The sequence below is a fragment of the Streptomyces bikiniensis genome (genome assembly GCF_000716625.1).
Classification (GTDB): Bacteria; Actinomycetota; Actinomycetes; order Streptomycetales; family Streptomycetaceae; genus Streptomyces; species Streptomyces bikiniensis.
The window spans coordinates 1-20,408 of the sequence record NZ_JNXJ01000040.1; the positions used below are offsets into that span (position 1 = coordinate 1).

Genomic DNA, 20,408 nt, shown 5'->3' on the forward strand with positions numbered 1-20,408 from the left:
CTCATCAGGCACAAGATCATCCGACACCCGCAACACTCTGCCGCCACCAAGCTCGACCGCCAAGTCCCTGCACGGAACTCATTCTGAAACGTTCAGTTACGAGAGGCGACCCGTCATGCCGTCCATGAAGTCGTCCGCCCGGAAGTACGGGGGATTCACCGCCGAGGATCAGGTCGCGACGGGGAGCACGCGCGCGAGGAGAGGACGGCGGCGGCCCGGTGCGGTGGTCCCGGGCGGAGAAGGAGGCGGCCGCGGAGCGGGACGTCCTCGCGAAGATCGCCGGGATGCCCGGGGCGGACCGTGTCCTCGCCGAGCGGATCCACGAGATCGTCAGGACCGCCGCGCCCGGCCTCGCGCCCGAGCTCTGGTACGGAGTGCCCGCGTACGCACAGGACGGCAAGGTGGTCCGCCGCTTCCAGAGCGCGCAGAAGTTCAGGACGAGGTACGCCACGCTCGGTTTCACCGACCGGGCGGCGCTGGACGACGGCACCGTGTGGGCGATCTCCTACGCCCTGCGGGGGCCGACCGCGGCCGACGAGCAGAGGATCAGGGCCCTGGTCGAGAGGGCGGTGGGCTGACGCCGGGCGGGGCAGGGCGGAGGGGCCGGTTCTCCTTCCGCTCACCAGCTCCTGGAGGGGGTCGGTGGGACCGGTCCCGGTCGGACGCCGTCCGGCCGGGCACGTACGAGTGGTCGGGCCGCCCACTGCTTCGATGCCCCCGCGGCCCCGCTGTCGTCGGGCACGGTCGAGCACGGCGTACGAGGAACCGGGAACGCGTCGTCCGTCTTCCGCATCCTCACAGTTGCACCAAGGGACGTCGCCCCGCAACCTTCGGAAGAAACGGTGAAGCACCACCATGAACGCCTCCCCCGTCATCGCCCCTGTGCCCGGCCTCCGTGGAAGAGGCCGGGTCGGCGCAACGGCCCTGGCATTCGCCGGAGGGCTCCTGCTCGGGGTCCTGACCAACCTGGCCCAGGGCTGGCTCCCCGGGGCCTGGAACCAGATCGCCAACTCCGGGGCGGTCTGGTCGGTCGCCGCGTTCGCGGCGGGCGCGCTACTGGCCGGACGGGTCGGGCAGGGCGGGCGGGGTGGTCCGTCCGTGGCCGCGGTCGCGGGGCTGTGCGCCGAGGCCGGTCTCGTCGTCGGTTACTACGGCTACGCAGAGGTCGCGCGCGACGGCATGGGGTCGTTGTTCGCTCCGCTGGTCTGGCTGGGCATGGCGTTCGTCGCCGGGCCGCTGTTCGGGGTGGCGGGCCTGTGGTGGCGGGGCGCCTGCCCGCGCCGTCGCGTCGTAGGCGTCGCCGCGCTCGGGGGTGTCTTCGGCACGGAGGCCATTCACTACGCCTGGGTCCTGCACTACGCCGCTCAGGCCTGGGCCTGCCTGGCCGCCCTGGTCCTGGTGACGCTGCTCATGGGCCGCACCCCGAAGGAGCGGGCGTCGAGCCTCCTGGCCGCCGTCCCCTTCTCGCTGACGGCCTATCTGGTCCTCTACGAACTGATCCTGTCGGCGCTCCTCGGCTGAGCCGGCCTCGTGGCCCTGGGGGTCCGCCAGTCGTCAGGCGTCAGGCGTCAGGCGCCGGTCATCCTGTCGGGAGCGTCCGGTGGATTCGTACCCCGTGCGGCACCGGGGAGGCGACCGCGACGGCGGCCGCGTGGCCGGGGCCCGCGGAGAGGTCGGTGAGCTGCCATCCGGGAACGGCGCGGCTGACGTCGTCCACGGCCAGATCGCGGCCGAGGCCGGTGCCCAGGCCTTTGAGGTACGCCTCCTTGCGGGCCCACAGGCGGGCGAAGACCGCCGGGCGGGCGTCCCGGGGCGCCGCCTCGATCTCCGCGCGCTCCGCCGGATGCAGCGTCCGCGTGAGCTCCTCCACCGCCTTGGGCTCCGGGAGGAGCTCCACGTCGACGCCGATCGGGGTCGGTGCGACGCCGATCAGGACCAAGCCCCGGCTGTGGGAGAGGGAGAACTCCAGTGGCGCGGGGGTGAGCACGGGTCGTCCGTGCTGCTCCGCGCAGCACGGGCAGGGGGCGCGGGTGAAGCGCAGGTCGTCCGGTGCCACGCCGGTCAGGCCGGACAGGACCGTGCGGAGCGCGACGTGGGCGAAGCCGTAGAGCGCGCGGTCCCTGTCGTGGACGAAGGCGGCCATGCGCCGACGCTCCGTCTCGTCCAGCACGGTCAGGTCCGATACGGTCGGCGAGGTCGCCGGGGCACGGAGGATCCACACCTGTACGTCCTCGGTGCCGGGTGTTCCGGTGCCGGGTGTTCCGGTGCCCCTCGGGGAAGTCACTGCCGCTCCATGACGATCATGTTCCCAGACCGCACTGCCGCGGGAGCCCACAGGCCCCGCAAGCCGCGCGGGCGCCGCGGACCACGGACTCTTGCGGGCTTGCGGGCTTGCGGGCTTCTACAGGCTGCGGGCGGTGATGTCGCCCTTGACGGTGGTGGCGTGGATGGTGAGCGTGGTTGTGCCGTCGTTCCTCAGGTCGTTGCCGACGCGGCCGTGGGAGGTGCCGGCGTCCAGGGAGGCCGAGACCCCGCGGGCGGCGCCGACCGAGATGTCGCCCTGCTGGGTGCGCAGGGTGAGCATGCCGCCCAGAGCCTCGTCGACGCGGATGTCACCCCTTGTCGTACTGATCTCCGCGGACCCCTTCAGCCGGCCGACCTCGACGGTCCCGTCGACCGCGGCAAGACGGACGCCTGCGGCCTCGTCGATCTTGATCCGCCGGTACGCGCCGTCGAAGACGACCTCGCCGAGCCGTCCGACGCCCCGGAACTCGGTGGCGGCGGCCTTCCCCTCGACCCGGGAGTCGGCAGGGAGGCGCACGGTGACCTCCACGGAGCCGGAGGAGCCGAAGTACTGGTTCCTCACCGGCACCGCGACCCTCAGGACGCCGTCGGCGTACTCCACCGAGGCCTGCTCGGCAACCTTGACGTCACGGCTTTTCGAGGTGCTCATCGGCAGGACCTCGACCACGGTGTCGGTCCGAGGGGCGGCAATGACCTGGACCCGGCCGGCGGGAACGTCGAAGACGGCCGCGATCGGGGTGGGGGTGTCGAACTTCTGCATGGCGCGCTCCCGACGAGTTCACGTTTCGTATGACGGAAAGGCTACGTTGCGTTCGAGCATACGACAATCAAGCGGTTGCGCATGGAGAGTGTTTTTGCAGCACAGAGCTAGGAAGTTGTTGCGTTGACCCTGAGATTGATGCAACGAAGACCCTTGCGGGCGTTGCAATATTTTGGCGGTTAACGCTACGCTGCGGATCTCAGGGAGACGCGAGGAGGCCGCGGCACCGGGAGGCGGGCTCCCCCGGAAGGACCGTCGGCAGATCGCGCTGGGGCCGGCCGACGGGCTCGCCCACGCGGAGATCGCCCGGGAACTCGGGCCTCCGACCTCGACGGTCACCCGCGAGGTGATGCGCAACGACCCCCGGGATACCGGGCGGACCTGGCCCACCGCGCCACGAAGCAGCGCACCCACCGGCGCAGGCCCGCCCCCACATCGTCGTCGCCGAGCTCGACGACTCACCGCAGAACGAGCGTTGACCCCTGTGCGGGCGGCACGGGAGGCAGTACGGAGAGGCCGGTCGGGGACTCCCGTTCGCCCCCTTCGCGCGATCCGGCGCGTCAGCCCCGGGGCACCGCGACGTACGCCTCCTGGGGTGTGGCGGTCGGCGTGTAGCGGGATGCGGCGGGCGCGGTCGGGACCAGGTCCCGGTGGATCACCTTGGCGACGGCCTGGATCGTGTTCACGCCGTGGTTCATCGTGCTGTTGCCGTCGGTGAGCACGGAGAGGGTGTAGTCGTGGCCGCCGCCCTTGAACGTGCCGACGCTGTGCACGCGCCAGCCGCGCGTGGCGCGCTGCAGCCAGCCGTTCTTGACGTGCACGGACACGGAGGAGGGCGCGCCGGCCGGGGTTCCCCACTTCTGCGAGGCGACGACGCTGCCCATGAGCTTGAGGACGTAGGCGCGGGCGTTGTCGCTCAGGACGGTGTTCTTGGCGGTGATCAGCGAGAGCAGCCGCTGCTCGTCGGTGACGTTGATCTGGGTGAGTCCCCAGTAGCCGTCCGCTCCCGGCACGGTCCGCGTCATGCCCGCGGCCGTCAGGAAGCCCTTCACCTTGGTGACGCCGAGCTGCTTCCACAGGGCGGTGGTGGCCGCGTTGTCGGACTTGGTGATCATGGCGGTGGCGAGGTCGGACTCGCGTGAGGTCAGATACCGGTCGGTCTTCTTGGCGTCCCACAGGAGGGCGGCCAGGACGGTGACCTTCACGACGCTGGCCGAGTCGTACGAGGTCGTGGCGCGCAGGGTACAGGTGGTGTTCGTGGTGCGGTCCCGCAGGCCGACGGCGACGGTGCCGGTGCGCCCGGCGAGGGCCGCGGTGATGTCCTTCTGCAGCTTGGCGGCGAGCCCGGCCTTGCCCGACGTGCAGCCGACCTGCGGTGCGGGGGCGGCGGAAGCGGGCGCCGCGCCCGCGACGACGGGCACGAGCACCCCGGCCGCGGCCACGGCCGGAAGCACGCGGGCGCGCAGGGATATGCGGTGAGTCATGAGGGTCCCCCCTGGAGGTGAAGCGAACACGCCTGTGGCGCGCTCGCCCTACAGGACTCACGAGTGTGCGAATGGTTGTACGGGGTCAGCGAAACGGCGACGGTCGCGACGGTGCCGGCTGGAAGGCCGCCGCAGGCCCGTGGTGCCGGGTGCCCGCTCCTGCGGGGCGACGTGTCGCGCTACGACACCGCCGACGCCCGCGTCATGGTGCGCACGAGGGAGGGCGCAGAAGCGCAAGGGATCGGCAAGTGTGCCCTAGCAAACTCGGGGAAGCGGTTTCGACGTGCACCCGGTGATCGACATGACGGACGATTACCGAAGCGATGCACCACTTGTCGACATGAAAGGGGCATCTGCGCGTGGCCCACGTACCTCCAGAAGACCTGACCGGCTCCCAGAGCCGCAAACGTGTGCCGGAAACGATCGCGAACATTCCGGAGCATGTCCGTGAGGAGCTGGCGCGGCGGCTGCGCCGCACCGAGCGGGCCTACCGCAAGCAGGACATCCAGGTCGTCGAGAAACCCCTCCTCAAGCGCGCGGTCGGGGCCTCGGCGCTCGGGAACTGCATGGAGTGGTTCGACTTCGGCGTCTACAGCTATCTCGCCGCGACCATCGGCAAGGTCTTCTTCCCGGGTGCCTCACCGGGGGTCCAGCTGATCTCGTCGTTCGCGACGTTCGCGGCCGCGTTCGTGGTGCGACCGCTCGGCGGCCTCGTCTTCGGCCCTCTCGGCGATCGCCTCGGCCGGCAGAAGGTCCTCGCCACCACCATGATCATGATGGCCGCGGGCACCTTCGCGATCGGCCTGATCCCCAGCTACGCCACGATCGGCATCGCCGCCCCGATCCTGCTGCTGGTCGCCCGAATGGTCCAAGGGTTCTCCACCGGTGGCGAGTACGGCGGCGCCACCACCTTCGTGGCCGAGTACTCACCGGACCGTCGGCGGGGTTTCCTCTCCAGCTGGCTCGACTTCGGTACGTTCGTCGGTTACGCCCTGGGCTCCGCGCTCGTCACCGTGCTGAACGCGGCGCTCTCGGACGATCAGATGCTGGCCTGGGGCTGGCGCCTCCCGTTCCTGATCGCGGGGCCGCTGGGCGTCATCGGCCTCTACATGCGGCTGAAGCTGGAGGAGTCCCCCGCCTTCCAGCAGCAGCTGGACGACCACGAGAAGGACCTGGCGCAGGAGTCGGTCGGCGGCGAGTTCAAGACCATCCTGCGCGACCACTGGCGGCCGCTGCTGCTGTGCATGGGCCTCGTCCTGCTCTACAACGTCACCAACTACATGGTGACCGGCTACCTGCCCACCTACCAGACGGAGACCCTGGGCCGGTCCAGCACGTCGGCCGACGTGCTGGTGCTCGTCGGCATGGTGTGGATCGTCCTCCTCATCACCTTCCTGGGCCGTCTCAGCGACCGCGTCGGACGGCGTCCCCTGTACGCGGTCGGCGCGGTGGCGATGATCGTCCTCGCGGTCCCGGCCTTCCTGCTCCTCAAGGCGGAGGGGACCTGGCCCCCGATCTTCGGCATGCTCGTCCTGGCCACCCTGCTCGCCTGTTTCGCCGCGCCGAGTGCGGCGACCCTGCCCGCCCTCTTCCCCACGGCCGTGCGCTACGCCGCGATGGGCATCGGCTTCAACTTCGCCGTGGCGGCCTTCGGAGGCACCACCCCGCTCGTGACCGAGGCGCTGGTGAACGCCACCGGCAACGACATGGTCCCCGCGTACTACCTCATGCTGGCCGGCGCGATCGGCCTGGTGACCGTCAAGTTCCTGCCGGAGAGCGCCCAGCTGCCCCTGCGCGGCTCCCGGCCGATGGTCGGCTCGCGGGAGGAGCGGAAGGAGCTGATGGACACCTCCCGGGACTTCATCCGGTACGCCGAGGCCGGACAGCGCTCCCCGGCGCCCTGATCCCGGCCGCCCGCAGTGCCGGGCGCCTGCCCGTGTCTTCCGGGCCCCCTCCAGGCCCCGTTCTCCTCCGGTTGCCGTCCCGCTCCGGTTGCCGCTCCGAGCCGCACGAGTGAGCTTGTAAGGGGTACGGGGAGGTTCCCAGCGGGACCACCGATCCCCGGTCGTCCGATCCTCAGGAGGAAACATGACCCACCCGGAGCAGGACCCGAACCAGCAGGAAGGCCCCGCGGACGGCGGCGCGGCCGGTACGCCCGGCGTGCACGACGGAGGCGCCGACGGCGGAGCCGAAGGCCCCGCTGACGGCGGCGCGGCGGGCACCCCGGGCGTGCACGACGGTGGTGCCGACGGCGGAGCCGAGGGTCCCGCGGACGGCGGCGCGGCCGGTACTCCGGGCGTGCACGACGGTGGTGCCGACGGCGGAGCCGAGGGTCCCGCGGACGGCGGCGCGGCCGGTACTCCGGGCGTACACGACGGTGGTGCCGACGGCGGAGCCGAAGGCCCCGCTGACGGCGGCGCGGCGGGCACGCCCGGCGTACACGACGGTGGTGCCGACGGCGCGGCCGACGAGACCGGCCGCGGCGTGTGAGCACGGCCCCCGCGACGCTTCGGGACACCGCCGCCGACACCGGCGGCGGTGTCCTCGAAGCGCGTCTGACGCACCTCGGCCGCGAGGAGTTCGCCCGGGACGTCTGGGGGCGCACCCCGCTGCTCACGCGCGGGGCCGGTGACTTCTCCGACCTGTTCTCGGCGTCCGCCGTGGACGAGCTGGTCTCCCGGCGCGGGCTGCGCACGCCGTTCCTCCGCGTCGCCAGGGACGGCTCCATCCTCCCCGAGTCGTCGTTCACCTCCTCCGGAGGGGTCGGCGCGACGGTCGCGGACCAGCTCGACGACACCGCGCTGTGGCGGAGCTTCGCCGACGGCGCCACCCTGGTCCTGCAGGCGCTGCAGCGCACCTGGGAGCCGGTCGCGGAGCTCACGTCGCGGCTCGGTACGGAGCTGGGGCACCCGGTGCAGGCCAACGCGTACGTCACCCCGCCGCAGAACCGCGGGTTCGACGCCCACTACGACGTCCACGACGTCTTCGTCCTGCAGATCGCCGGCACCAAGCGCTGGATCGTCCACGAGCCCGTGCACCCCGACCCGCTGCGCGACCAGCCCTGGACCGACCACCGCGCCGCCGTCGCCGACGCCGCCCGGGGCGAGGCGCACCTCGACACCGTGCTCGGGCCCGGCGACGTCCTCTATCTGCCGCGCGGCTGGCTGCACGCCGCCGAGGCGCAGGGCGAGGTGTCGATCCATCTGACGCTCGGCGTCCACGCCTGGACGCGGCACGCCCTCGCCGAACAGCTCACGCGGGCCGCCCTCGCACTCCTTCGCGACGACCCCGAGATGCGCGGTTCCCTTCCCCTGGGTGTGGACGGGCCGGACGGTGAACTCGCCCTCGTACGCAGGCGCCTCGTCGAAGCCCTCGCCGAAGCCGATCCCGCGCCGCTGTTCCACCGCGCCCGGCGCGGTCAGGGGCGCCCCGGGCCCCTGGGGCCGCTGGCGCAGCTCGCGGCCGTCGACGGGCTGTCCGCCGGGACGCCGGTGCGTCTGCGCGAGGCGCTGGAGGCCCGACTCGACGGCGGGCGACTCTCCACCCGCGTCGGCTGGCTCGACTTCCCGGAGACGGACCTGCCCGTGGTGCGCCGGGTCCTCGACGGGGAGGTCCATCGCGCCGGTGACCTCGGCCTTCCCTTCGTCGAACGACTTCTGCGGGCGGGCGTGCTGGTGCCTGCCGGACCGTGAAGCGGGCGGCATGACGGTTCCCGCACGCTTCTTCTGCGCCGATGCGGCCCGGCTGCGAGGCGACGCGCTCGCGGGCACGGCGCCGTACGGCTCGGTCTGGATCCTCATCGAGTACCGGGCCGGCTGGCCGGTCAACGGCTTCGACGGCCTCGACCTCGAACCGGAGGTCAGGGCGCGGGTGTACGCCGCCGCCCAGGCGCTGCGCGCCCGGATGCTGCTGATCAGGCGTCACGGGCGCCGCAGGCCGGACGATCCGCCGCGCTGGGCCGTCCTGCGGTACGACGGGGACGGCGCCCATCGCCAGAGGTGGGGCGTCTGGCGGAACGACACGGACCTGGCGGAGATCGTCGACGCCCTGGACTCGCCCGGTGAACGGGACCACCCGCCCGTCGTCCTCGTCTGCGCCCACGGCACGCACGACGCCTGCTGCGCCGTCCGGGGCCGGCCGGTGGGGCGCGCGCTGAGCGAGCGCTGGCCGGAACTGGTGTGGGAGTGCACGCACGTGGGGGGTGACCGGTTCGCCGCCAACGTCGTCGTCGCGCCCGACGGCGTCTACTACGGCAACCTCGACGCCGCCTCGGCGGTGGCGGTGGTCGAGGGACACCTGGCGGACCGCATCGGCGCGGACCACCTGCGCGGGTACACCGACCTCGTCCCGTCCCAGCAGGCCGCCCTGTCCGCCGTGCTCCGGCACGCGGGCCCGTCGGGGCGGCACGACTACGCGATCGGGGAGACGGTCCGCGAGGGCGACCGGTGGCGGATCCGGGTCACCGGCCGCCTCGCCGGCCTGTCGGCCTTCGAGGTCGAGGTCCGCGCCCACCGGTCCCCGCCCCTGCGACTCACCTGCCGCGGCCTGTCCCCCGCCTCGGCGGTGTCGTACGAGGTGGTGTCGCTCCGCGTCGGCTGACCCCGGCGGGCGGGGGCCTTCGCGGCGCGGGCGGTCCGGGGTGTCAGTTCCCTTCGGTTTCGAAGGTGCGCAGGAGGTCGGCGGCGACGCTCACGGCGATGGTGGCGGGCTCCTTGCCCGTGATGTCGGTCAGGCCGATCGGCGTTTTTATCCGGGCGACGGTGGCCTCGTCGTGGCCGCCTTCCGTGAGGAGGCGCGTGCGGAAGCGGCTCCATTTGGCCGCCGAGCCGATCAGGCCGATGGAGCCCAGACGGGGTGTGCGCAGGGCCGCGTCGCACAGGGCGGCGTCCTCGGCGTGGTCGTGGGTCATGATCAGGACGTGGGTGCCGCGCGGCAGCTGTTCGAGGACCTCCTCGGGCAGCAGGGGCGTGTGGTGCACCCGTACCGCCGCCACCGCGTCCGCGAGGACGGCGAGGCGGTCCTCGGCCAGGACGTCGGAGCGGCTGTCCACCAGGTGGAGGTCGAGGTCCTGGCGGGCCAGGATGCGCGCCAGTTCCATGCCGACGTGTCCGACGCCGAAGATCGCCACCGCCCGTACCACGGGGAGGGGTTCGAGCAGGATCGAGACCGTGCCTCCGCAGCACTGCACGCCGTGCCGGTTGGTCACCTTGTCGTTCAGGGCGAAGTCGATCAGCTCCGGTTCCGGCGAGGGCGCGGCGATCAGTTCCCTGGCCCGGTCGATCGCGACCGCCTCGACGTTGCCGCCGCCGATCGAGCCCCACGTCCCGGTCCGCCCCACGACGAGTTTCGCGCCGGCGCTGCGGGGGGCGTGGCCGCGCACGGTCGCGACGGTCACGAGCACGCCGGCCTCCCGGCGTGCTCGCAGCCGCGCGACCGCGGTGACCCAGGTCATGTCAGACACTGTTCGGCACTTCTGCTCCGGGCCGGGCGGCGTCGCCGGCGCGGCGTGCCGCCTCGATCGCCCAGTACACCGCCTCCGGTGTGGCGGGCGAGGCGAGTTCCACGCCGGTTCCGGCGGGGCCGAACGCCGCGGCGGCCTGCCGCAGCGCCTCCCGTACCGAGAACGCGAGCATCAGCGGCGGCTCGCCCACGGCCTTGGAGCCGTAGACCGCGCCCTCCTCGGTGGCGTTCTCCAGGAGGCGTACGTGGAACTCCTCCGGCATCTCGGAGAAGCTGGGCAGCTTGTACGTGCTCGCCGCCCGGGTCAGCAGCCGGCCGCGGTGCGGTCCGTCGCCGGTGTCCCAGCGCAGGTCTTCGAGGGTCAGCCAGCCCGCGCCCTGGACGAAGCCGCCCTCGACCTGGCCGATGTCGATCATCGGGGAGAGGCTGTCGCCGACGTCGTGGACGATGTCCACCCGCCGGATGCGGTACGCGCCGGTGAAGCCGTCCACCTCCACCTCGGCCGCCGCGGCGCCGTAGGAGAAGTACTTGAACGGCGAGCCCCGGAACGTCTTCGCGTCCCAGTGGAGGCCCTCGGTGCGGTAGAAGCCGGCCGCCGACAGCTGGACCCGCTGGAAGTACGCGGTGCGCACCAGGTCGTCCCAGGGCAGTTCCCCGTCGCCCCCGAGGACGCGGGCGACGCCCTCGACGATGCGTACGTCGGAGGCGTTCGCGCCCAGTCGGGTGGCGGCCACCCGGGTCAGGCGTTCGCGCAGCTGCTCGCAGGCGTTCTTCACCGCCCCGCCGTTGAGGTCGGCACCGGCGCTGGCGGCGGTGGCGGAGGTGTTGGGCACCTTGTCGGTCCGTGTGGGGGCGAGGCGCACCTTGTGGAGCGGGACGCCCAGGGTGGTGGCGGCCACCTGCAGCATCTTGGTGTGCAGTCCCTGGCCCATCTCGGTGCCGCCGTGGTTGACCAGGACCGAGCCGTCCTTGTAGATCAGCACGAGCGCGCCGCCCTGGTTGAAGGCGGTGAGGTTGAAGGAGATGCCGAACTTGATGCCGGTGACGGCGAGTCCCCGCTTGGTGTGCGGGTGCGCGGCGTTGAACGCGGCGATCTCGCGCCGGCGGTGGGCGACGTCCCCGTCGTCCTGGACCTGCCGCCAGACGGTGGAGATCCGTTCGGCGTGGGTGACGGGCTGTCCGTACGGTGTCGTCTGGCCCTGTCCGGGGCGGTAGAAGTTGCGCTCCCGCAGCTCCATGGGGTCGAGGCCGAGCAGCGGCGCGCACCTGCCCATGATGTCCTCGATCACCAGCATGCCCTGGGGGCCGCCGAAGCCGCGGAAGGCGGTGTTGGAGACCTTGTTGGTCCTGGCGACGCGGCCGGCGACGCGGGCGTTCGGGATCCAGTAGGTGTTGTCGATGTGGCAGAGCGCGCGGGCGACCACCGGCTCGGACAGGTCCAGGCTCCAGCCGCCGTCCGCGGTCAGGGTGGCGTCCAGGGCCTGGATGCGCCCGTCGGCGTCGAAGCCGATCCGCCACGCGGCGTGGAAGCCGTGGCGCTTGCCGGACATGGTCAGGTCCTGGGTCCGGTTGAGCCGGACCCGGACCGGTCGGCCGGTCAGCCGGGCGCCGAGCGCGGCGACGGCCGCGAAGCCGTGCGGCTGCATCTCCTTGCCGCCGAAGCCGCCGCCCATGCGGAGGCACTGCACGGTCACCTCGTGGCTGGGCAGGCCGAGCACGTAAGCGACGATCTCCTGCGTCTCCGAGGGGTGCTGGGTGCTGCTCTGGACGAACATCTGCCCGTTCTCGTCGACCAGGGCCAGCGCCGCGTGCGTCTCCAGGTAGAAGTGCTCCTGGTCGGAGAACTGGAACTCGCCCGAGAACACGTGGGCGGAGTCGGCGAAGCCGGCGTCGACGTCGCCGGTGACCATCACGGGCCGGGCGCCGTGGAAGCTCCCGGCGGCGATCGCGTCCCGCAGGGAGATCAGGGAGGGCAGTTCGTCGAGTTCCACCTCGACGGCCTCCGCGCCGAGGCGTGCCGCTTCCGCGGTCTCGCCGAGCACCCAGGCGACCGCGTGGCCGTGGAACATGACCTCGTCGGGGAAGAGCGGTTCGTCGTGCTTCATGCCGGCGTCGTTGACCCCGGGCACGTCGGCCGCGGTCAGTACGCGGACCACGCCGGGGACGGCGAGCGCGGCCCCGGTGCGCAGCGCGGTGACGCGGCCGCGGGCCTTCATGACCTGGACCGGGTGGGCGTGCAGCACGTCCTTGGTGCGGTGCACCAGGTCGTCGGTGTAGAGCGCGGCGCCCGTGACGTGCAGGTGGGCGCTCTCGTGCGGCAGGGAGACGCCGACGACGGGCTTCTCGGGACGCTCGGACAAGTGGCTCATGAGGACACCGTCCCGGTGGTTCGCACGTACAGCTTCCTCAGGCTCTGGCCGAGCATCTCGGCGCGGTAGGCGGCACTGGCGCGGTGGTCGTCCATGGGGGTGCCCTGGGTCCGCAGCACCCGGGCCGCGGCCTCGACGGTCTCCTCGGTCCACGGCCGGCCTTCGAGGGCCGCCTCGGTGGCGAGGGCGCGGACGGGCGTGGCGGCCACGCCGCCCAGACCGACGCGCGCCTTGCGGACCGTCCCGTCCTGGATGTCGAGCGCGAAGGCGACCGCGACGCTGGAGATGTCGTCGAAGCGCCGTTTGGCGATCTTGTGGAAGGAGGTGACCGGTGACAGGGGCAGCGGTACGCGCACCGCGCGGATCAGCTCGCCGGGGCGGCGCACGCTCTGCCGGTAGCCGGTGAAGTAGTCCGCCAGCGGGACCTCGCGCTCGCCGTCGGCGTGGGCGAGCACCACCGACGCCTCGAGCGCGAGCAGGACCGGCGGGCTGTCCCCGATGGGCGATCCGGTGCCCAGGTTGCCGCCGAGGGTCGCGCCGTTGCGGATGAGGCGGGACGCGAACTGCGGGAAGAGTTCGGCGAGGAGGGGCACGCTGCCGTCGAGGAGGCGTTCGATCTCGGTGAGCGTCAGCGCCGCTCCGATCTCGATGTGGTCGGACGTGGTCCGCAGCTCGCGCAGTTCGGGCAGCCGGTCGACGGCGACGACGCAGTCCGCGCGCCGGGAGAGGATGTTGACCTCCACGCCCCAGTCGGTGGATCCCGCGATCACCACCGCGTCGGGCCGCTCCCGCAGCAGCCGCAGCGTCTCGTCGAGGGTGCTCTTCCGCAGGAACGTACGGTCGCCCCGGGTGTACTCGGTGGCCACCGGTTCCGGCGGGGACTGCCCGCGGCGCCGTGCCAGGGGGTCCTCCGCCGAGGGCGTGCCGACGGCGAAGGCGGCGTCGCGGATGGGGCGGTAGCCGGTGCAGCGGCACAGGTTGCCGCTCAGCGCGTGCAGGTCGAAGCCGTTGGGGCCGTGCTCGGGGTCGGTGCTGTTCGGGCCGCATGCGGGGGCGAAACCGTTCGGGCCGTGCTCGGAGTCGAGGCCGTTCGGGCCGTGCTCGGAGTCGGTGGTGCCGGCCGGGTCCGTGTGTGGTCGGCGGTCGGGCCGGTAGTACTCGGCGGCCATGCTGCAGACGAATCCCGGTGTGCAGTAACCGCATTGGGAGCCGCCGCGGACCGCCATCTCCTCCTGCACCGGATGCAGGACGGGCGGCGTGCCGGCCTCGCCGGCGGTGGCGAGGCCCTCCGAGGTGACGACTTCCTGGCCGTCGAGGGAGGCGACCGGGAGCAGGCAGGCGTTGACCGCCACCCAGTCGGTGGGCTCGTGCGTCCCGGGGCGGGCGACCAGGACCGCGCAGGCTCCGCACTCGCCCTCGGCGCAGCCTTCCTTGGTGCCGGTGAGGCCGCGTTCGCGCAGGAAGTCGAGGACCGTGGTGTGGGGCGCGGCCGGTGAGATCGGGGCTTCGTCGCCGTTGACCGTGATACGTGCCGCTGTCACGACAGGCCCTCGTTTCGGCACGTGAAGAGGCGGTTCGTCATGGTCGTCATGTTCGTCAATTTTCGGGCAGCTTTCTGTATTCAGACGCGCCACGCGAGAGGAACGGGCGCAAGAAGGCGTGCGTCAGCGAAGTGCTGGGAAAAGGGGAGGGGAAACCACGGGCCCGCGATGCGCCGTGGACGAAAGCAGAGTAAAGAACGGCACGGAGGAAAAGGCGGGCGCGGAGGGAAGGACGCGCTCAGCAGCCGTGTGCGATCTGGCCCGGAACCCAGGCGGTGCATTCGGCGAGGCGACCGAGGTCGGAGTGGGTGGACATCCGCCGGTCGCCTCCTTCCGAGAGCTGTGGGACGACGTTGACCGCAAGCTAGTGGCTGGCGCCGTGGAGGTCAAGGGAAGGACGTCGCGGAACGGTGGTCATGGGTTCCTCCCGGTGCCGGGTCCGGGCCCCGCCGGGCCGCCGACGGGCTCGGACCCGGCATCGGGCCCGGTGCCTACGGGGTGAGCCAGCCGCGCAGGAGCCTGCTGACGGCCGGCATCGCCGCGTACGTCATGAGTACGTTGAAGACGCAGGCCGTGACGGCGCTGCTGAGGAGGAGGGGGAGGGTCGCCAGGTGGGGCAGGAGGAAGAGGCCGCCGAGGACGGAGATCGGATAGACGGCGAGGGTCGCGCTGACCGCCATCTTCCACCGGGGCGGCGCGGGCCGGACGGAGCCCGGCTCGGCGAACCAGGTCTCCATGCCGGTCAGTTCCCGCCGGGCGATCTCGGTGTGGTGGTGTCCGTCGCAGTCCGCGAACCATGCCGCGCGCTCGGGCGAGTCCTGCCAGGTCCGGCATGCCCCGGCGTCCCGGAAACGGTGGACGAGGAACCACGGGGCGTCGCCTCCGGAGGAGCGGAAGAACCCGTGTCCGAGGTGGCCGGGGAAAGTGGCCGCGGTGTCGAGGATGCCCTTCGCCCACCGCTCGAAGGCGGCTTCGTGGCCGGGGTCGACCCGGCGGGCTATCAGGAGGGTGACCTCGCCGGTGTCGGCGGGGACGGTGGCGTGTTCAAGGCCGGCCGCGGTCAAGACGTACTCCTCGTGATCTCGCCGCGCCCCCGGTACTGTACGCGCCTGACGAGGCGGACGTGGGCGTCCCCGCCGGGTGAGGGCCTCGGGGCCGTCCTCCTTCGGGAGCATCGGCCGCGGCCGGGCGGGCCGGTGCGGCGGTCGGCTCCGGCCCGCCCGGATCCGTGACGGCCCGGGAACGCCGTGCCGTCGGGCCGCTGCCGTGCGCCGATCCCGGTGCGTGGGGGCGGGTCGGTCAGATGTGGCGCAGGTGGTCGCGCAGGGCCCGGGCCGCCTGGCCCATCAGGGCGTCCGCTCCGGGCTGGACGGCGGCCGGTACCAGGGATTCGGTGAGCACCGCGACGGCGTAGGCGCCGCCGTCGGTGTGCTCCACCACGCCGATCTCGTGCCGGAGGTTGAGGAGGGTGCCGGTCTTGGACCACCAGGTGGTCGCGTCCGAGGCGAAGTCGGGGGTGAGGCGCTGGCGGAGCATGTTGTGCAGCATCAGTCCGCGCACCGCTTCCGCGACCCGCGGAGGGAGGGACTTGGGCTCCCAGAGCTCCTGGAGCAGGTCGACCCATGCCCTGGCGCTGCCGGTGTTGGCGCGCGTCGTGTCGAGCTGCGGCACCCGGTGGCCGCGTCCACCGGTGCCGGCGTCGATGGCGAGCGCGTGCGCGAGGTGGGCCTGGGTGGCGTCGAAGCGTTCGACGGGGGTGTCGCTGAGTTCCTCGACGGTGTGGCGCACGGAGATGCCGTGGATGCCGAACTCCCGCAGGAGGGCGGTGACCCGGGCCGGTGGGGTGAGGCCGAAGAGGGTGTCGGCGGCCCGTTCGTCGCTCAGGCACGTACTCAGGTAGAGCAGGTCCTCGACGGCGATCCGCGCGGGGTGGCGGAAGCGGGTCAGGCCGGTGGGACCGGGAGCGGTGCTGCGTCCCGGAGCGACGTCGAGCGGGGTGGAGCCGTCGAGTTCGCCGCGCCGGATGCGTTCGAAGGTCGCCACCGCCAGGGGGACCTTGACCAGGGAGGCCGAGGGGAGGGCGGTGTCCGGGTCGACACCGATCTCCCGGCCGGTGCGCAGGTCCCGCACCAGGAGGCAGCCGCGCAGTCCGCCGTCCGTCAGCCGTTGCCGCACCTCTTCGATCAGTGTGCCGGTGTGCACGTGCCCGCCTTCCGTTCCCCGTCCGTTCCGTTCTCGTTCCTGCTCGTGTCCGTTTCCGTGCCGGTGCCCGCGTGCGTTCCCGTGTGCGCGTCCCCCGCCGGAGTGCCGTCCGCGGCCGCGCCCAGGCAGTGGGCGAGGGCGCGGCCCAGGCGGCTGACCGTTCCGGCCGGGTCCCCGCCGTCCGCCGCGCCGAGCGCGAATCCCCGGACCGGCGACAGTTCGCCCATCGGGCGCCAGTGCAGGCCGAGCCCGGTGGCCTGTGCCGGTGAGCAGAGCAGCAGGTCGTCCCCGTACAGCACTTCGGCCACCGCGTCCGTCAGGTCGGTCGCCGCGGCGAACTGCGCGGGGCGCAGTCCGATCGCGTCCCGCAGCCGTGCCAGCGGGTCTCGGACGTGCGGTACGTCGTCCTCGGGCTGGATCCACAGCCTCCGTGCCGGGCCCCGGTCGGCCCGGCCGATCCGCAGGGTCTCCAGCCAGACGCGGCGCGGGCCGGGATCCGCGGCGGTGGCGACGCCCAGCGGCACCGACCAGACCGCCTCGTCGGGCGGCACCGCCAGCACCGCGGCCCGCACCTGCCGGGTCCGTACCAGGTCCAGGCGTTCGGCGGGCGGTGCGACCCGCAGGTCGAGGGCGATGCCGAGGGCCCTGGCGTCGGCGACGAGGCGCGCGAGGGCCACCGTGCCGCAGACGTCGGGCATCGCGATCCGCCACGGCCTGCGGCGTGCCGTCTCGGCTTCGTGGAGCAGGACGTCGGCGGCGCGTACCAGGGCCCGTGCCGACGGCAGCAGGTCCCGGCCGAACGGGGTGAGCACCGCGCGGCGCGACGTGCGTTCGAAGAGCCGCTCGCCCACGTGCTCCTCCAGCGCGGCGACGCGCCGGCTGGCCACCGGCTGGGACATGCCGGCCGCAGCCGCCCCGACGGTGAAACTGCCGTGTTCGCCGACGCTGACGAAGGCTCGACTCGCTGCCACCAGATCCACACCCCGCACCCTATGCGCCGCCGCGTTCCATGCGGATTCCGCATGGAACGGTACGTGCCGGTATTGGACCGCATGGCGGCGGCGGGCGAATGTGGTCGGGTACTCATGACACGCACCGGGCCGGTGCCGTGCGGGACCGGCCCCTACGCGCCCCTGCCCGGGGCGCACCGGAGGTTCGGCAGACCATGCAGCTCACCCGCGTCGGGCGCGTCCTCACGGGATTCGCCGCCGCGCTCGCCCTCGTCCCGCTGACCGCCTGCGCCGAGCAGCGGGCGCAGGCCGCCCCGCCCTCTCCCGCTCCGTCGTCGACCGCGTCCCCCGCCGGGACGGCGTCCGGTCCGGATGCGGCCGCCGCGTCCCACCGGCGTGAGTTCCGCGCCCTGGAGAGCGCGTTCGACGCCCGGCTCGGGGTCTACGCGATCGACACCGGCACCGGCCGCGAGATCGCCTACCGGGACGGCGAACGGTTCCCCTACGCGTCCACCTTCAAGGCCCTGGCCGCCGGCGCCGTGCTGCGCGAGGAGGAGCTGAGCGGCATGGAGCGCGTCGTGCGGTACACGGAGGACGAGCTGGTCGACCCGTCGCCGGTCACCGAGAAGCACGTCGGTACGGGGATGACGCTGGACGCCCTCGCCGACGCCGCCGTCCGCCACAGCGACAACACGGCGGGCAACCTGCTCTTCGAGGAACTGGGCGGCCCGAAGGGCCTCCAGGCGGTGCTGCGGTCGATCGGCGACGACGTGACGCGGATGGACCGGATCGAGCCGGAGCTCGGGGACTGGAGGCCGGGCGAGGTCCGGGACACCAGTTCACCGCGGGCGCTCGCCCGTGACCTGCGCGCCTTCGTACTCGGTGACGTCCTGCGGGCTCCCGAGCGGGAGCGGCTCACCACATGGCTGAAGACCAATCTGACGGGTGACGAGACCATCCGTGCCGGGGTGCCCGACACGTGGGTGGTCGGGGACAAGACGGGGACGGCGACGACGTACGGCGGACGCAACGACATGGCCGTGGTCTGGCCCCCGGACGGGGCGCCGATCGTGATGGCGATCCTGTCGACCCGCTCCGACCGGGAGGCGGAGCCCGACAACCGGCTGATCGCCCGGGCCGCCTCCGTGGTCGCCGGGGCGCTGCGCTGAGCGCTTCGGGCCCGGAGCGTCCCGGCCGCCCCGGAGGTCATTCCGCCGGGGGTTCCGGCGGGTGGATGATCCTGCTGAGCAGTTCCGCGTTCCATTCGACGTACTCGACGCCCGCTCCGTCCGCGTGGCGGGCGTAGAGGAACCGCCCGGTCGGGCCCTCGGTCGCGGGGGTGGTGATGGTGGCGCCGGCCGCCTCCAGGGTTTCCCGGAGGGCGTCGAGGTCGTGGACGACGACCGTGGCGGAGGCGTGGGTGTACTTCGCGCGTTCCTCGGCCGGCCCCGCGATGACCAGGAAGTCGCCGATGGCTCCGAGGCGGATCCCGTGGAACGCCAGCCTCAGGTGGGGCCGTTCGCCGGTGAGTCGTTCCAGGAGCGGCAGAGCGCGGTCGAGGTCGTCGACCCACAGGCGCGCGTAGGTCTTCAGGATGGTCATGGCTTCGCTCCCCCGCATCTCTTTCCGTCGCGTCTCTCTCCGTCGCGTCTCTCTCCATTGCTCGGCAACGGTAGGCGAGGCCGCTCCGGTGCGGGAGAGCGCGCTCCCCCGCTCCTGTTTCCGCTCCGGCGGCGGTCCGTGGCCGCTCGCGGGTTCGTCGTCGTGCCACCGGCGCGCGGCCGGTACGACGGCGAGCAGCAGCAACAGGGCCAGGGCCGTGGCGAGGGCGCCCTCCGCTCCGGCGTGGGCGTGCAGAAGGCCTCCGGTGAGCGCTCCTGCCGCCAGCACGGCCACCGACGCGCCGCGCCGCACGGTGCCGCGTCCCGGGCGGTCGACCGCGAGCCCGGTCAGCGTCCGCGTCATCACGGTGGTGGTCAGGTCCGGCACCCCCAGGCGGTGGACGAGGGCGTTCTGCAGCCCCATGCCGCAGGCCAGCGGCACCAGGACCGGGTACCGGCCCCAGTCGGCCGCCTGGCCGGCGAGTGCGAGCGCGACCAGCAGGGCCTGGGCGGTGACCAGCGGCGCGAACAGTCCTCCCGGCCCGGCTTCCCGGCGCCACGCGCCGCCCGTGGCGGCCCCGGCGAGGAACCCCGCCAGCGCCACCGCCGAGGCCGGGGCCGACAGCTGGGCCACCCCCGACAGGGCGAACCCGAGGAAGACCACGTTGCCGGTCATGTTGGCCACGAAGACCCGGCCGAGGCCGAGGAAACTCGCCGCGTCCACGAGCCCGCTGACGAACGTCAGTACGAGCAGCGGGGGAACGAACCGCGCGTAGCGGTGGCCGTCGGGGAACATCCACCGTACGACCGCCCCTCCCCCGCTCACCGCGCCCCCTTCCGTGCGGTACGGTCCCGGCGCTCGCGGGCCTGCCCGGGCCGGCTGCGACCGCCGTCCCCGTCGATGGGTCGTGTCCGTTTCACCTCTTCACTGGAGCAGAGGCGGGGAGGAAGGACGCGCCTCCCACGCCGGGCGGAAACGCCCCTTCGCCCGTCACGCCGCCGCGCCGACCGGTCCGTCACTCGTACCGGTACTTCAGCGACTCCGCCTCCGACCGCTCGACGTCGGCGATCGTCAGTTCCGGCATCCGCAGTTGGGCCAGCGTCACCTCGGCCGAGGTCGGCTGGGCGTCCGCCGGGAGCCACTGCTCCGGCTTCCAGGCCCCGCCGCGCAGGAGCGACTTGGGACAGTGCGGGTAGACCTCCTCGATCCCGACCACCAGCGCGCCGGCCGGCGACTTGCCCACGGCGGTCAGCTGCGACAGCAGCTCCGGGCGGGTGGAGACGCAGGCCCGGCCGTTCACCCTGAGCGTCGTGGTGCGTCCCGGGACGACGAACAGCAGGCCGGCCCGTCCGGTGGCGATGACGTTCTGCAGGGTGTCCAGCCGCTTGTTGCCCGTCGCGTCGGGTATCGCCACCGTCCGTGCGTCCAGGACGGAGATGAACCCGGCGGGTCCGCCGCGCGGGGAGACGTCGCAGTTGCCTTCGGCGTCCGCGCTGGCGACCAGGACCAGCGAGGAGCAGCCGATCAACCGCGCCGCCTGTTCGGTGAGTTCGGTCATCTGCTTGCGCAGGGCCGTGTCCTTGGGGGGTTCGTAGACCCGGCGCAGCGCCTCCTGGTCGGGCAACGCGTCGCGGCGGAGCAGGTCGAAGGCGGTGCCGGCGAAGGGTGTCGTCATGCCCCGACCCCAAGGGGCCGTCCTGCGACTGCTTCCGGCCGCGCGCCCGCGGTCCCGCGCC

17 protein-coding genes and 3 pseudogenes are annotated in these 20,408 nt (G+C 72.9%); 7 read left to right on the plus strand and 13 right to left on the minus strand.

Translation table 11 applies throughout. The annotated features are described in order from the left end of the window. Positions 1-115: 115 nt before the first annotated feature. Positions 116-578 (plus strand): annotated as a pseudogene (locus OO47_RS33580) (iron chaperone). Between the two features lie 277 nt (positions 579-855). Then, on the plus strand, positions 856-1,521 hold the full coding sequence (locus OO47_RS38095; RefSeq protein WP_051715377.1) for a DUF6518 family protein: 666 nt from the start codon (positions 856-858) through the stop codon (positions 1,519-1,521). Positions 1,522-1,579: 58 nt separating this feature from the next. On the opposite strand, the gene OO47_RS26305 is transcribed toward OO47_RS38095, so the two are convergent. Together OO47_RS26305 and OO47_RS26310 are read right to left on the minus strand one after the other, a co-directional pair. Next, positions 1,580-2,284, minus strand: a complete 705-nt coding sequence (locus OO47_RS26305) for a 4'-phosphopantetheinyl transferase family protein (protein ID WP_158708698.1) — start codon at positions 2,282-2,284, stop codon at positions 1,580-1,582. A 117-nt stretch (positions 2,285-2,401) separates the two neighbouring features. Then, positions 2,402-3,064, minus strand: a complete 663-nt coding sequence (locus OO47_RS26310; RefSeq protein ID WP_030207486.1) for a DUF4097 family beta strand repeat-containing protein — start codon at positions 3,062-3,064, stop codon at positions 2,402-2,404. 196 nt (positions 3,065-3,260) lie between these two features. On the opposite strand from OO47_RS26310, the pseudogene OO47_RS38100 reads away from it, so the two are divergent. Then, a pseudogene (locus OO47_RS38100) lies at positions 3,261-3,517 on the plus strand (helix-turn-helix domain-containing protein); the annotation flags it as partial. A 107-nt stretch (positions 3,518-3,624) separates the two neighbouring features. Here the strand turns inward: OO47_RS38100 and OO47_RS26315 are convergent. Beyond that, positions 3,625-4,548 (minus strand): serine hydrolase, encoded by a 924-nt coding sequence (locus tag OO47_RS26315; RefSeq protein ID WP_030207489.1) that lies wholly within the window; start codon positions 4,546-4,548, stop codon positions 3,625-3,627. Positions 4,549-4,958: 410 nt separating this feature from the next. Here OO47_RS26315 and proP point away from each other — a divergent pair, with 410 nt between their 5' ends. Beyond that, positions 4,959-6,452 (plus strand): glycine betaine/L-proline transporter ProP, encoded by a 1,494-nt coding sequence (gene proP, locus OO47_RS26320; protein ID WP_407696362.1) that lies wholly within the window; start codon positions 4,959-4,961, stop codon positions 6,450-6,452. 172 nt (positions 6,453-6,624) lie between these two features. On the opposite strand, the gene OO47_RS37410 is transcribed toward proP, so the two are convergent. Continuing rightward, positions 6,625-6,990: a hypothetical protein gene (locus OO47_RS37410; protein ID WP_030207494.1), complete on the minus strand. Its 366-nt coding sequence runs from the start codon at positions 6,988-6,990 to the stop codon at positions 6,625-6,627. Positions 6,991-7,034: 44 nt separating this feature from the next. Between OO47_RS37410 and OO47_RS26330 the strand changes: the two genes are divergently transcribed. After that, entirely contained in the window at positions 7,035-8,240 is a 1,206-nt protein-coding gene (locus OO47_RS26330; protein ID WP_030207497.1) for a cupin domain-containing protein, read from the plus strand. A 10-nt stretch (positions 8,241-8,250) separates the two neighbouring features. Further along, entirely contained in the window at positions 8,251-9,147 is an 897-nt protein-coding gene (locus OO47_RS26335) for a sucrase ferredoxin (RefSeq protein ID WP_030207500.1), read from the plus strand. A 43-nt stretch (positions 9,148-9,190) separates the two neighbouring features. Here OO47_RS26335 and xdhC read toward each other — a convergent pair whose 3' ends face one another. The 6 genes from xdhC to OO47_RS26365 all read right to left on the minus strand — a co-directional run bounded on the left by xdhC (position 9,191) and on the right by OO47_RS26365 (position 17,100). Next, positions 9,191-10,000 (minus strand): xanthine dehydrogenase accessory protein XdhC, encoded by an 810-nt coding sequence (gene xdhC / locus OO47_RS26340; protein ID WP_030207502.1) that lies wholly within the window; start codon positions 9,998-10,000, stop codon positions 9,191-9,193. A gap of 1 nt (position 10,001) precedes the next feature. Next, the gene (xdhB, locus tag OO47_RS26345) at positions 10,002-12,377 is read right to left on the minus strand and encodes a xanthine dehydrogenase molybdopterin binding subunit (RefSeq protein WP_033210378.1); all 2,376 of its coding nucleotides are present in this window, start codon (positions 12,375-12,377) and stop codon (positions 10,002-10,004) included. Then, positions 12,374-13,918: a xanthine dehydrogenase small subunit gene (locus tag OO47_RS26350; RefSeq protein WP_030207507.1), complete on the minus strand. Its 1,545-nt coding sequence runs from the start codon at positions 13,916-13,918 to the stop codon at positions 12,374-12,376. Before OO47_RS26350 ends, xdhB begins: the two co-directional genes overlap by 4 nt. A 491-nt stretch (positions 13,919-14,409) precedes the next feature. After that, positions 14,410-14,982 (minus strand): antibiotic biosynthesis monooxygenase, encoded by a 573-nt coding sequence (locus OO47_RS26355; RefSeq protein WP_030207509.1) that lies wholly within the window; start codon positions 14,980-14,982, stop codon positions 14,410-14,412. Positions 14,983-15,217: 235 nt separating this feature from the next. Continuing rightward, positions 15,218-16,120 (minus strand): serine hydrolase, encoded by a 903-nt coding sequence (locus OO47_RS26360; protein WP_030207512.1) that lies wholly within the window; start codon positions 16,118-16,120, stop codon positions 15,218-15,220. Beyond that, positions 16,102-17,100: a LysR family transcriptional regulator gene (locus tag OO47_RS26365; protein WP_199812342.1), complete on the minus strand. Its 999-nt coding sequence runs from the start codon at positions 17,098-17,100 to the stop codon at positions 16,102-16,104. The genes OO47_RS26360 and OO47_RS26365 overlap by 19 nt, the downstream gene beginning before the upstream one ends. A 185-nt stretch (positions 17,101-17,285) precedes the next feature. Between OO47_RS26365 and bla the strand changes: the two genes are divergently transcribed. Beyond that, positions 17,286-18,239, plus strand: coding sequence for a class A beta-lactamase (gene bla, locus OO47_RS26370; protein ID WP_030207516.1), 954 nt, complete (start codon positions 17,286-17,288; stop codon positions 18,237-18,239). 37 nt (positions 18,240-18,276) lie between these two features. Here bla and OO47_RS26375 read toward each other — a convergent pair whose 3' ends face one another. The 3 genes and pseudogenes from OO47_RS26375 to OO47_RS26385 form a co-directional block, all read right to left on the minus strand. After that, on the minus strand, positions 18,277-18,672 hold the full coding sequence (locus OO47_RS26375; protein WP_030208232.1) for a VOC family protein: 396 nt from the start codon (positions 18,670-18,672) through the stop codon (positions 18,277-18,279). Between the two features lie 198 nt (positions 18,673-18,870). Next, positions 18,871-19,467: pseudogene (locus OO47_RS35500) on the minus strand (YoaK family protein); the annotation flags it as partial. A gap of 220 nt (positions 19,468-19,687) precedes the next feature. Next, positions 19,688-20,347 (minus strand): MSMEG_1061 family FMN-dependent PPOX-type flavoprotein, encoded by a 660-nt coding sequence (locus OO47_RS26385; protein ID WP_030207519.1) that lies wholly within the window; start codon positions 20,345-20,347, stop codon positions 19,688-19,690. Positions 20,348-20,408: the final 61 nt, after the last annotated feature.